The 12750-nt window shown below is 36.6% G+C and carries 14 protein-coding genes; 9 read left to right on the top strand and 5 right to left on the bottom strand.

What is annotated here, in order from left to right:
• Positions 1-48 precede the first annotated feature (48 nt).
• Complete coding sequence (locus tag ACLHDG_RS06705) at positions 49-336, bottom strand: hypothetical protein (protein ID WP_415408236.1); 288 nt, start codon at positions 334-336, stop codon at positions 49-51.
• A 903-nt stretch (positions 337-1239) separates the two neighbouring features.
• On the opposite strand from ACLHDG_RS06705, the gene ACLHDG_RS06700 reads away from it, so the two are divergent.
• Both ACLHDG_RS06700 and mtnP read left to right on the top strand, forming a co-directional pair.
• Positions 1240-2535 (top strand): DUF1254 domain-containing protein, encoded by a 1296-nt coding sequence (locus tag ACLHDG_RS06700; protein WP_415408235.1) that lies wholly within the window; start codon positions 1240-1242, stop codon positions 2533-2535.
• A gap of 818 nt (positions 2536-3353) precedes the next feature.
• Entirely contained in the window at positions 3354-4109 is a 756-nt protein-coding gene (gene mtnP, locus ACLHDG_RS06695) for an S-methyl-5'-thioadenosine phosphorylase (protein ID WP_415408234.1), read from the top strand.
• Between the two features lie 57 nt (positions 4110-4166).
• Here the strand turns inward: mtnP and ACLHDG_RS06690 are convergent, their stop codons facing one another.
• Positions 4167-4451 carry a hypothetical protein gene (locus ACLHDG_RS06690; protein WP_415408233.1) on the bottom strand — a complete coding sequence of 95 codons (285 nt, stop codon included), beginning with the start codon at positions 4449-4451 and terminating at the stop codon, positions 4167-4169.
• Between the two features lie 136 nt (positions 4452-4587).
• On the opposite strand from ACLHDG_RS06690, the gene ACLHDG_RS06685 reads away from it, so the two are divergent.
• The 7 genes from ACLHDG_RS06685 to ACLHDG_RS06655 all read left to right on the top strand — a co-directional run bounded on the left by ACLHDG_RS06685 (position 4588) and on the right by ACLHDG_RS06655 (position 10771).
• Positions 4588-5631, top strand: coding sequence for an IS5 family transposase (locus tag ACLHDG_RS06685; RefSeq protein WP_415408232.1), 1044 nt, complete (start codon positions 4588-4590; stop codon positions 5629-5631).
• A 525-nt stretch (positions 5632-6156) separates the two neighbouring features.
• Entirely contained in the window at positions 6157-7227 is a 1071-nt protein-coding gene (locus ACLHDG_RS06680) for a tyrosine-type recombinase/integrase (protein ID WP_415408231.1), read from the top strand.
• Positions 7228-7510: 283 nt separating this feature from the next.
• Positions 7511-8719, top strand: a complete 1209-nt coding sequence (locus tag ACLHDG_RS06675; RefSeq protein ID WP_415408230.1) for a tyrosine-type recombinase/integrase — start codon at positions 7511-7513, stop codon at positions 8717-8719.
• A 44-nt stretch (positions 8720-8763) separates the two neighbouring features.
• Positions 8764-9222: a hypothetical protein gene (locus tag ACLHDG_RS06670; RefSeq protein WP_415408229.1), complete on the top strand. Its 459-nt coding sequence runs from the start codon at positions 8764-8766 to the stop codon at positions 9220-9222.
• Positions 9223-9373: 151 nt separating this feature from the next.
• Complete coding sequence (locus ACLHDG_RS06665) at positions 9374-9574, top strand: helix-turn-helix domain-containing protein (protein ID WP_415408228.1); 201 nt, start codon at positions 9374-9376, stop codon at positions 9572-9574.
• A 137-nt stretch (positions 9575-9711) separates the two neighbouring features.
• Positions 9712-10521: a KilA-N domain-containing protein gene (locus ACLHDG_RS06660; RefSeq protein WP_415408227.1), complete on the top strand. Its 810-nt coding sequence runs from the start codon at positions 9712-9714 to the stop codon at positions 10519-10521.
• A 1-nt stretch (position 10522) separates the two neighbouring features.
• Positions 10523-10771 (top strand): hypothetical protein, encoded by a 249-nt coding sequence (locus ACLHDG_RS06655; protein WP_415408226.1) that lies wholly within the window; start codon positions 10523-10525, stop codon positions 10769-10771.
• A gap of 431 nt (positions 10772-11202) precedes the next feature.
• On the opposite strand, the gene ACLHDG_RS06650 is transcribed toward ACLHDG_RS06655, so the two are convergent.
• The 3 genes from ACLHDG_RS06650 to ACLHDG_RS06640 form a co-directional block, all read right to left on the bottom strand.
• The gene (locus ACLHDG_RS06650; RefSeq protein WP_415408225.1) at positions 11203-11529 is read right to left on the bottom strand and encodes a hypothetical protein; all 327 of its coding nucleotides are present in this window, start codon (positions 11527-11529) and stop codon (positions 11203-11205) included.
• Between the two features lie 230 nt (positions 11530-11759).
• Positions 11760-12074, bottom strand: coding sequence for a hypothetical protein (locus ACLHDG_RS06645; protein ID WP_415408224.1), 315 nt, complete (start codon positions 12072-12074; stop codon positions 11760-11762).
• Positions 12071-12565 carry a hypothetical protein gene (locus ACLHDG_RS06640; RefSeq protein WP_415408223.1) on the bottom strand — a complete coding sequence of 165 codons (495 nt, stop codon included), beginning with the start codon at positions 12563-12565 and terminating at the stop codon, positions 12071-12073. The genes ACLHDG_RS06645 and ACLHDG_RS06640 overlap by 4 nt, the downstream gene beginning before the upstream one ends.
• Positions 12566-12750 lie beyond the last annotated feature (185 nt).

The raw sequence follows: 12750 nt of genomic DNA, 5'->3' as shown, positions 1-12750 counted from the left end.
TTTCAACTAAAATATTCAATAAAATATCCGTAGAGATGACAGCAATTTTTATTTCATCTTATTGTTGACTGGGGTAATATACGCATCAGAAAAGACTTTACGATAGGCAGGAAGAAGCTTCTTTAACGTTTTTTTATCTTGTGTAGGAATAGTATAAGCATAAGTTAGTTCCCCTCTTTTATAGGTACGAACTGTTTTTTTTAATGCTGGAGAGAACCTGTTTATAAATTTTTCAAGAAGATCTGTATTTCGATAAGTGGCAAGTTTTACTGTGAAGTCAGATGCAGAAAACAATAGACTGGAAAGCAGTGTAAGAAGAAAGAAGGTACGTAACATAAATAACCTTTTTTAAGAACATTATAATATAAAAATAATGTTTTGTAAATAATTGAGACTTACTGATAAGTTGTTATTGGATTTATTAGGATTAAGTGGCGGAGAGTGAGGGAAATTTAAAATAAAATAACAAAAAACTACAAATGACCACGTACTGGGGCTTTCGCGACTCTATCAAAATCTATAAATTATTAAAATTGGTTATTTTTGGGCACAATTTGGGCACAGTAACCACTATTATTTATCCCCTTACTAGATTAGAAAATTATTTTAACCAATTAATCATATTTACCTTATAAAATCTCCTATATAGTACATTTTATAAGGTTTTATATACATTGATACATATCAATGGTCTCTAAATGTCGATACAACGATAAACGTTATAAAATATGTTAGATTATAAGGTTTTTGAATTACGAAAATACACCTTCATCTAAAAAGTTGTTTGTATAAGTTATCTGTATAAATGTGCCGGATCATATATTAAAGTCATTCTACAGCTTCATTGCAATAGCATCCATTTTTATTTTTTTACCAACTTCGAAAAATGGATGGACAATGTTTCGTAAATTCGTTAAAATATAAGAATGTATAAAAGTTGATGATTTTTCACGACTAGTGATTTAATATTAAGCTCAGCGAGGGGTTTATGATGAAAGGAAAAGGTACATTATGAAAAAACAAAAATTAGTAATTTCAACGTTACTTCTAAACAGTCTGAGTGTAGGAATTATTTTAAGCAGTGGTCTCTGGGCATCACCTAAAATGAAAATGACCACTGATATCCCAAAGTCGATTACAACACCAGATAAAGCTGAAACAAGCATTGGTGCGCTCGAGTTTATCGATGGGTTTCCAACAAAGGCAACGGCTCAGAAGAGTTATGACTATCTTGACACCATGCGCGCAGTGGATGTCTTTTTGAATTCCATCCCAGTCGCTTCACTTTATGCAATTCGCGAAGGGTTCAAGTCCGTCGGTGTAACCGGAAACACCATAGGTATCTTTGAGGATTTGATGGACTCAAAGTCACTTTTTCTGACTGCAAACACAGAAAGCATATATGCCGGGGCATGGCTGGACCTTTCTAAAGGGCCTATAGTCGTTGAGAGCCCACCAAATACCTTGGGTATTGTCGATGATATGTGGTTTCAGTATGTCGCAGATCTAGGTAATGCCGGACCTGACCAGGGACGCGGCGGCCGTTTTCTTTTCCTTCCTCCTGGTTACGACGGTCCTGTGCCTGCGATGGGCTTTCACGTCTATCGCTCAAAGACCTACAACAATCTGCTGATCTGGAGAGGTTTTTTAGTTAATGACGACCCAAAACCTGGTGTAGAGAGTATGAAAAAGAACGCAAAGATATACCCTCTTGCAGCCATCTCGAACCCGCCGAAACAGAAGTTCATCAACCTCTCTGGCACAGCTTTCAACACGATCCATGCGAATGACTACACCTTCTTCGAAGAGGTCAATCAAGCCATTCAAGAAGAGCCGGCAGGATCAGGCGACCCTGAACTGGTAGGTCAGCTTGCAGGCATCGGTATTCAAAAAGGAGTACCGTTCGCTCCCGATGCAAGAATGAAAAAGATCATGACCGATGCAGCTGCGATCGGTAGTGCAATTTCTCGTACACTGATATTTGACACGCGTGACAAAGAAGCCTATCTTTATGAGAACAGCTATTGGAAAACAGCCTTTATAGGTGGCAATCACCTCTTTACCTACGCTGATGGTGCCCGTCGTTTGGATGCGCGTTCAATGTTCTTTTATTATGCGACAATGATCACACCTGCCATGACAACCAAAGTGGTCGGTGTTGGATCGCAATATGCAATGGCAACAGTAGATAGTAAAGGCCATCATCTTGATGGTGCCAAGAACTACAAGATGACCTTTCCACCTAATATACCGGCTAAAGATTTCTGGTCTGTTGTCCTCTACGATAACCAGACCCGCTCGATGATACAGACTGATCAGCCACTACCAAGCATTAACAGTGAGCGTGGCGTACAGACAAATAAAGACGGAACGACCGATATCTATTTTGGCCCCAAAGCACCAAAAGACAAAGAGAGTAATTGGATTCAGACTATTCCTGGAAAAGGATGGAACACTATCATCCGTCTCTATGGACCACTGGAGTCTTGGTTTAATCAGAGCTGGAGACCGGGTGAGATAGAGTTAGTTAAGTAATATAATTCATATACAATGAGAACAGAGCAAATACAAAGACCTTATAAAATATGGGCACCTCTAAAAACCCTAGATACTCATAACATCTCTAGCTTTTGTCTAGGCTAGGCACTCTTTTGAAACCCTAGCTTTAGCTAAGGTGAGAAAGTGTAACAACGCATAGGCGAAAGCTAGTGATGCCCGCAGGGTGAGCTTTACAAACGCAATCTTTCACAAGATACTTTCTTCAACGTAGCTTTGGCTATGTTTTAAAAGTCTCTTGCCAAACCTTACATTTGTAAAGCCCATTATGAATGACTAGGGTTTTTAGAGGTGCCCATATATAATTTTATAAGGTTTTTAGAATGTTGCAACAATGATCTATTTGAATAGCACATTCTTCTATCTATAAGGAAATTACAACACTACAATAGTAGTATTTATCAGTAGCCTATGAATAGATGCATACATACAATTATTGTAATTTAATATGTTGTTTTCTTGATATATCTAGTTGCTTATGACACACATTTATTAATTTTAAAGTTTGTTGAAAGTTTACTCTATAGACGAGGGTGTTTTTATGGTGTAAATATTTAATTCCCTAACTCTGCCCATACTGTGCCTTAAGTTTGAGATTTTTTTAGCGAAAATAGAATAATGAGTGTGCAGACATGCCTATTTTTGCGTGTTTTGTTTAAAAATATAAGCCTATGTTATAATTCAACAAAAGACAGATCAAGCATACGTAAAAGAGGAATAATATATGGTAAAATGATCTATCGTAAAGATATATCGCCTGCAGGCAGATGAAAAAATATTGCGTCAGGAGGCTTACAATGGTCAAAATTGGCATTATCGGCGGTTCCGGGCTGGATGATCCGCAATTATTGCAAGGCGCTGAGGAGATCAGTGTAACTACACCTTACGGGGAGCCCTCTTCGCCACTGACGATCGGCTCGATCGGAGGGACGGATGTCGTCATACTGGCCCGACACGGCACTCAGCATACCATCCCACCTACGCAAGTCAATTACAGAGCGAATATTCATGCTCTCAAGAGTCAAAATTGTACCCATATTCTGGCGATAACTGCCTGCGGCTCTTTGAGGGAAGAGATCAAAAGAGGAGACCTCGTTATTCTTGACCAATTTATAGATTTCACCCGATTAAGAGCCGTTACGTTCTTTGAAGCATTTTCCCCCGGAGCGGAAAATGCAAAACATACGCCAATGGCCGATCCCTATTCTGAGTCTCTGCGGAGCAAGTTGATCGAAGGAGCAAGACAGCTTGGGCTGAGTTTTCACGAAAAGGGAACGGTGATCACCATTGAAGGGCCCCGCTTCTCGACAAGGGCCGAATCAAACATGTTTCGGCAATGGGGAGCCGATGTGATCAATATGTCCATCGCCCCCGAAACGATTCTTGCCAATGAAGCGGAAATACCTTACGCAGCAGTAGCCATGTCGACCGATTACGATTGCTGGAAAACCGATGAACCCCCGGTTGAATGGGAGCAGATTTTGAACGTTTTTGAGAAAAACGTAGAAAACGTAAAGAACCTTCTTTTGAAGACGATTCCAACCATAGGCTGATATACTTCTCACGTCTAAATCCCGTGGATTCTGAAGACAAAGAGAGGGATTATATTGTTAATGGTATATTGACATTTCTACTTCATGGCGCTCTGTATTCAGATCATCAACTGATTCAGCATCAGCAATAGTTTGAACATAGTGCTCAGAGAATACATTTTGATCCAAGATAGGTTTTTCTGATTCGCAAATATCATTGACCACGCCAATTATAGAGTGTTCTATATCTCCTGTTTCAGTAGCATCACATTTTGTTGAGTGAATATGCCTCCACCTAAAGAGTTTGAAGTGGTTTTTAGTGCTTGTTTTTGTAGTAAATCTCAAAACATTATAATCTAACATATTTTATAGCGTTTATCGTTACAACGACATTCAAAAGTACTAGATCATAAATGAAAACCTTATAAAATAAGGGCATCTCTAAAAACCCATCCCAAACCCAATAAACGGTAAAATATAAGTAAAAAGAGAGAAGCATATGCCAGGACTGTTCGATTACGAGAATCAACTAGAGAAAATCAATGCCCATCAACCACCACTGAACAAACTGGATAAGATTATTGATTGGGAGATGTTCCGTAAACCAATAGAAGATGCACTTTATGTTGAACCAAAAGCACCTGGAGGAAGACCGCCATTTGATAGGTTGATGATGTTTAAAATATTGATCCTCCAAAAATACTATAACCTCTCTGATGAACAAACAGAGTTTCAAATCAAAGATAGACTTTCTTTCATGCAATTCCTTGGATTACAGATCGGGGATAAAGTACCAGACGAAAAAACCATATGGCTCTTTAAAGAACAGCTCAAAGAAAAGCATCTTGCAAAAGATCTCTTCGATCTCTTTAGTGGGCAGCTTCTGGGTCAAGGTATTGTTGCCAAAGAGGGAAGCATTATAGATGCATCCTTCGTAGATGTACCCAAACAGCATAATACAAGAGAAGAGAATGCAGATATCAAAAAAGGTGCAATACCTTTGGAGTTTGGCAAAAAAGATAAAAATGGTAAACACAGTAAACTCTCACAAAAAGATACTGATGCCACTTGGATGACCAAAGGTGGAGAAAGACACTTTGGGTATAAAGACCATGTGAACGTAGATGAGAAGACTAAACTAATCACAAAGTTCAGTGTCAGCTCTGCCTCACCTCATGATTCTACAGAGTTAGAGAATCTTATTGATGACACAGATAAACAACTCCATGCTGACAGTGCCTATAGAAGTGAGAAGATAGAGAAGTATCTCAAAGATAAAGAGTGTGAAAGCCATATACACGAAAAAGGCTACAGAGCTAATCCTTTAACCCAAGAACAAAAAGAATCAAACACTGTCAAATCTAAAATCAGAGCAAGAGTAGAACACATCTTTGGTTTCATGACTAACTCCATGCATAATGCATTGCATATGAGGTGTATCGGGAAAGAGAGAATTGAATCAGCTATCGGCTTTCTGAACTTAACCTACAATCTCTTTAGATATGAACAGCTTGTAAGGCTGCAAAAGGTGAAAATGATCTAAAAAGTAAGAAATATTGAGTGAGTTTTACTGTAAAAACGTAATATTCACTCAACTTTTCTACTCAAAATGGAAGAATTGTTGAGAATTATTTTAAAAAATTAGGATGGGTTGATCTTGGCTGCTAAAATGGTGGTCTTTAGAAGTGCCCATATATAACTTTATAAGGTTTTCAAACAATCCATAATTATATCTTGTACTAAAAACTGAAGTCCTAGTTTTAGTCATTGTGAAAGTTGTCTTTTAGGGCATATACCTTACGGCCGTAGTGCAACGAAGGTCTGACAACGAGCCAAACAGTTTGAAGCTCATGCAGTCTAGCGAGACGTCAGTGTAGTAATGTGGCGCGGATGACGGAGGACACTTCTGACCGCACGGAAGAGCACCACATACATACACTTATCAATTTATAGGGGTATATAGTAATACCCCTATCTAAACGTAAAGAAGAATATCTTCATAACAAAATGGGTAAACTATTCTTTGATAGAGTTGCGATTGACTCGTAGGTGTTCTGAAGGGAAACCAATGACACTAACAAGTCGAAATGGCAAGTTGTGGATAACATTCTATCATCAATCAAGTAGATACAGACGTAGCCTAGAACTTGATGATACGAAAAAGAACCGTAAACTTGCAGAGCAACAAATCATACCCGAGATTATCTATAAACTCAATCACGGGATGTTCTTTAAAAGCGAAAGTAAACAAGAAAAAGTACCAACCGTTTCAGAATTTGTAAAAGTAAGCTTTGAAATTCATATGCACACGAGAAAAGAACTCACACAAAAGAGTTATTGGCGTATGTATGAGATGCATATCAAGCCACAGTTTGCAAAAAGACGATTAGATACTATCAAAGCTTCTGACTTAGCCCGTTGGCAAAACAATCTTCTTAAAACACGTTCAGGTAAAACTGTACGTACTCTTAGAACAGTATTTCAAACCATACTAGAAGATGCCATGATGGATGAGATTATAAAGTTCAATCCATTTTCACGGGTAAAAGCTCCTAGACTCACAGAGTCAAGAGAAAAGAAACCATTTTTAATGGAAGATATGTTCTTGATAATAGACGCTATGCCCAAACTTATGCAGTGTTATTTTGCTATAGGTTTTTTTACGGGTATGCGTACAGGTGAGATTATAGGACTTAAATGGAAAGATGTAAACTTTGAAGAGCTTACGATACAAGTAAAAAGAAGTAGACATCAGGGCATGGAAACGAAACCGAAGACAAAAAGCAGTATTCGAGAAGTTGATATACGTGATGCCCTATTTCCCTATTTGGAACAGCATCGAGCAATTTGTGATAATGCTGGTATCTATCTATTTGAAACCTACATGGGGCAACCCTATAACACGTGTGACAAAATATCGTCACATTATTGGAAGCCAACACTCAAACGGCTAAACATTCCTTATCGGAATTTATATCAAATGAGACACTCTTTTGCATCATTGATGATTTCTAGTGGTGAAGATATTTTATGGGTATCAAATATGTTAGGTCATAAAGATAGTTCAATGACATTAGAAGTCTATGCAAAATACGTCAAACAAACTGATAAAAAAAGAGCGGTATTTCTCTCAAAATAAGTAAGTCCAAGCTGACAATTTTGGGCACACTTTGGGCACAGTAGCCATTTTTAACTTAACAAGGTCCGTGTATTGGGGGTTTGTGAGTGAGTGGCGGAGAGTGAGGGATTCGAACTCTGACCTACTATTTTTAACATGAATCCTAAAACATCAACAAACTGCATCACACAGCGAACTTAGACAGAGTTTATCTAAAAATATATAAAAACCTTTTCCACAAGTTTATGCAAGTTTCCACAAGTTTTAGCTATACTGTGGAAAATACTTGTGGAAAAGGTTTTATATGGCGTTTAGAAAATTAAGAGCAAAAATGTACCAGGGAATTGTAGAATACTATAATCCCAAAGATAAGGACAAAGTAACTAAAGCTTTTTATTTTAGCTATCGAAATGAATTTAAAAAAGCCGTAAAGGTCAAATTAAAAGCAAATACTAAAGAAGATGCACTTATAGAAGCTAACAAAATCCGACAAGTAGTGAAAGATTGCATTAGAGCGTTTAATGAAGATTCGGAGAAATTAGAGAGAGCAAAAAGAACTAAATCCCTACTCCTGAATGAAGTAGCGGAACTATTTTTCACAGATAGAAAAGCTAAGAATAATAAATTAGATAAAGGTGTATACAAAAACAGAATCAAAGAATCCCTGGGTAAGAAGAGAGTTGCAAAAATCACAACCAAGGATATATTAAAACTGCAAGAAAAACTAATAGGAAAGTTTGCACCTAAAACCACAAACGAAACAATCAATCTATTATCTGTAATGTTTAACCATGCAGTACGAAACAAGTGGATTGAAATTAATCCGATAAGTAGAAATGAGAGTGACAAAGAGAGATTCGTACAAAAAGAGGAAGTATCAACCGAAACAGGAAGAGTACTGCAAGATACAGAATTGAATCGCTTATTTACTACTCTGAAAGATGGAGATTTTGACCTGGGATTAGCACCTAATCCAAGATTATACCTGTACTGTAAATTATTGTACTTCACAGGTGCTAGACCCGATGCAATACTCACGCTAAAGAGAAGTGACTACAGCACCTCAAAGCACACTATACGCATTAAGGCTATGAAGCTATCAAGGGATTATGTACAACCGCTTAAAGACGAGGTAGAGGTACTTATCCAGGAGTGGATACAGGAGCATAACCTAGCTTATGATGATTACCTTTTCTACCCTCAACAAACTTATAATAACGCCCTCTTCCGTAAAAAGTCTACTACAGGCATTAAGCAAACCCATACCAGGTATGAGGCTCTAAGAGTAAGTGGCAGACCTGTATTTGACAAGCTCTTTAATGGTGATTTACCTACTCATGCCCTTAAAGAGCGTGTAGGATTCTATAGCCTTAGACGTACAGGTGCAACCAAGATATACAATGCCAAAGGTCTTGCTCATGCTTCAAAGTTCCTGCACCACTCTGACGTAAGAACTACTATGAAGTACCTAGGTATTGATGATGATTTGAAAGGGAGTATAGATGTACTCTAATACACCGATAAAAAAGCTGTATGATGATATTAAAGGAGCTATTGATGAAATATGAAGAATATCAATACATTGCCAAAGAATTGGCTGTTAGACATGATGAAATCAAAACTATACTAGATACAGCTACTGATAATATTATTAGTCCTGACAGTGCTAAAACCCTACTTAGTAAGTACTTCATAGCCATAGGTGAGTTGAAGATTAGAGGAGAAGGCAAGATGAGCTATATCTTCGACATTAACCACTTTAGAATACAGCCTATAGACAATGAACTCATGAATGTACGATTGCGTAAAACGATAGACGGGCTGAAGCTATCATCATTGTTAAACAAAGGAGATAAAAATCCATTGTATTGGTACGACCAACGTAAACAAGGGTTATCATGGTATGCCATTGCCAAAGGGTGTAGCTTTAACATAGAAGAAAAGGAGATAAAAAAGCAAGTGATGAAGCTTGATGAAGCTATTAATACATTGAGATATAGAGAACTTGTTTCATAAAATAGGTGGAAAAATAAAAGAATTTTTCCCTCTAAATCTCCACAAGGCACGTAAATAGCATAGGGGTAAAAATTCTTTTATTTTTCCCCTTATAATCTTTTACTCATTTCTATACAATCCTCTCATAACTTAAAAGAAAGGATACAAAATGATGAATCAAGAATCAATCTTCAAAACGCTTTACGAGGGATACAAAGTTTTTCTGCTTAATAAGGAACAGACAGCTAAAGAACTAGGTGTATCTAAAGCAACTCTTGACAGATTCCGCAAAGATGGAAGCATAGAGAGCAAAACCGTAGGTGGGCAAATCATGTTCAAGCTTGATGAAGTAGCAAGATATTTAGCGTCATAGGTTGAAAGACCAAGTGCAACTGAAGTCAAAAAAGCTGTTTACGTGGCTTGATGTTGGAAACGCTCTCTTGTCGTTCCCAAATGAGGTTATGTAGTTGTAGCTACATAATATAAATAAAATGTATAAGGAATTATATCATGAGTAAATTTAATATCATGAGTATTGAAGAAGTACGTGAAGCAATGCAAGGAATGATGATTGCAGTAAATACTAACGTTACTTTGCAGGAAAGTAACTTTACTTTGAAGCTAGGAGATAAGATGTATAACATCGTATCTGATTTGAAAATGTTGCAAGGTAAGAAAGAGCCATTTTTCAATGCTTCGTATTTTGTAAAGAAATTTAATGAAGCGAATCCCAATAAGACAAAGGCTATATTCGATTGGACTAGAAGTAAAAGGTTTAATGAAATTATTGACATTTGGGAACGTGAAAATAACGTTCCCAAATCTAAGCTTTATAGGAAAGAAAGAGTTGGTGGTAAATATCAAATCTTTGTTCATCATGAATTATTTTTATCCCTGCTAATATGGCTTGATGCTGAACATGAAATGGCAATTACTAATTTTATTAATCGTGCTGTTGAAATGGTTGGAGTAACTAAGCAGGAACGAAAAGTGTCTAAAGGTGTATCTTTACATTACACAGACCAACTAAAAGAACTTGAAGCAATGTTGAAAGCAGAAGGAAGCGGTTTTGCACCTCATACTTATACTAATATCCAAAGATGGGTATATGAAGCGGGTACAGGTCGCAATCTTAGGAAGGATAAGAAAGAAGCAGAGTTAGCAGGTGTAACGTTTAGCCATGATGGGTTAAATGAAAAAGAGAATCATCGTATTGTAGAATTTCGTTTGAGTGTTGCAGAAAGAATCACCGTTAGAACTGCTGAAGGTTGGACGGGAAAGCAAATCAAAGATGATATTCACGATATGTTGGTTATTTGATATGAATTTTAAAGATTTACCTTTTGAAAAGGCAGAGATTGAAGTTACCATTTTTGATGTTGAAAACAATGATTTTGTATTCACATATAAAGGTGAACCTTATAGTACTAACGTACCTTTTGCATGGAAAGATTTATCTCTTCATAAAGGTATGCTTGTTGATGTTAAAAAAGAATCCTATACAAAACTTTCGAAAGGTGTTTATGTTGAACGTGCCAAGTTGGTTTTCTTAGGAGAAGTAAGTTTTTAATGCAGGGAGTGTTTAAATCGTCCAAAAATGGTTAAGACATAAAAAGATACCTTTAGAGAGCGTTTCGCTCTTATTTCACTCCTTACACCAAGATATAATGGGTTCCTGTTCATGGTGATGATGTTCTTTTACTTTGTTTTGTTAAGATGAGATTTTCTATAGGGTTTATATGGTCTATAGGGTCTATAGAAATATTTCCCCCCGTACCCCCCAAGAAGCCCCCCGAAGAAGCAGTTCAAAATAAAATTAAAAATGATACTTTAGTATCTTTTCATTTTTATTTATTTTTTCCCTGCTTCTTCACCCCCCGCTAGATTTTTCTTTTGCCCTAATACCCCATAGACCCTATAGGGGCCATAAGGTCTATAGAGTCTTTACCAGGTGGATGGCAATATCTTCTCTGCATATTTTATTTAGAACACTGATACTAATTAAAACTTCCACCATGCCACTATGTTTCCAATAATTGTTATTAAACCAGTTATCGGTACTTGTCTATAGTGTTTCCATTCTCTCCAACGAGTTACCTTTGCTTTTGCAATTAAGAAGGTAACTATGAAGACCACTAGAGGTATCCACCATGAAAAGCTCATAAAACCCCAAACTAACATGGCAAATAATGACAGCATTGAGAGAAAGTTTATGAATAATATGTTTATGTTTAATACACCTTTTCCCACTTCTCTTAGCCTAGTGACAGTTGCACGTAAAGTTAAATTTCCAAAATACATAACTACAATTAATAATCCCAATTTCATAATGCCCCATCCTTTGCAACAACTGTTCGTTGATGTATATTCTATACAACTTAGACTTAATACATGTACGATAGTCGTGGACTATTCCAGCTTCAAGTCCCTACAACTATTTCAGTGAACTATCAAAAAGTTCATCCTGGATATGTTCAAAAGTGAAGGGTTTTGATAGTGGGTTTTTTGAATAAGTTTGATACTTTTTCGATAGATAATCATACATGATTTTTTATCCTTTAAATGGTTGGTAAAGAGTCATTTTCTACTTGTTCTATCCACTCTAAATTGTAAATATTTGCAGGATGCTCTGTTCCCGTTTCTCTTAACACATCGAGATAGTTACCATACTCTTCAGAAACATAAAACATACCACTACCTTGTGCCATACCTAAACGGTGTGGGAATCCTGCAATATCTGCTGATTCTTGGCAATGTGGGTTAAACTTGTTAGGGTCATCAAGAACAAACGACCATCCCAAAACTTCATATTCAGGGGTAGCAAGTTCATCTTTTAGTTTGTCAATAAAAGTCATTACTTGAGCGTTTTTCATTTCTTGCCCTTTAGTAGTTTTTTAATTTCATCAATCTCTTTTCGTAAGACTGTTTGAGAATCTAGTTCTACAAAAATGGCACAAGCTCGGGATATGTTTAGCATTTGACTTTCAGAAATCTTTGCTTCACAATAAAGCCCTATAGCTTCCGCAATAGCTTGTTTTGCTGTTGAAGGGTCTTTGACACTCTTTTTTAAAGTGAATGGTTCTTGAAATAGGTTTAACTTTTCAGAGAGCAGTTTTCTATCCATAAAAGATGTGTTTGAAGCTTTGATGATGTTTGCAGAAGTTGTTATCGCTAACTTATCTCTTCCTAACATAAAGCACTCAGTCGTTTCTTTGTATCTACTAAATGCCATTTTATCTATACCTAGATTTCTGATAATCGCTTGTCTACTTAGTCCTTTTTCTGCAAGGTCTGTTATAGCTTTCATAACCGCAGGGGTAAATGTTTTTGCTAAAGGTTTGTATCTTGTTCTAGTTTCTGACATTGTTTATCCTTTTTAATATACCTATTATAATACTATAGTATATAAGAATTATTAATATCATTTATAAAATACTATACACATAAGTGTTAGGAAAATCATAATTTATATTTTTATCACTATCAAGACATTTTTGATATACTCTTAATACTGAAATAACGTAATAGCAGGACAAAGTGTTCTGTTAA

It is taken from the genome of Sulfurovum iocasae (assembly GCF_047716765.1).
In the GTDB taxonomy this organism is placed as follows: Bacteria; Campylobacterota; Campylobacteria; order Campylobacterales; family Sulfurovaceae; genus Sulfurovum.
Note: the sequence above shows the minus strand (reverse complement) of the source record. Positions and strands in the feature narration are given on the sequence as shown.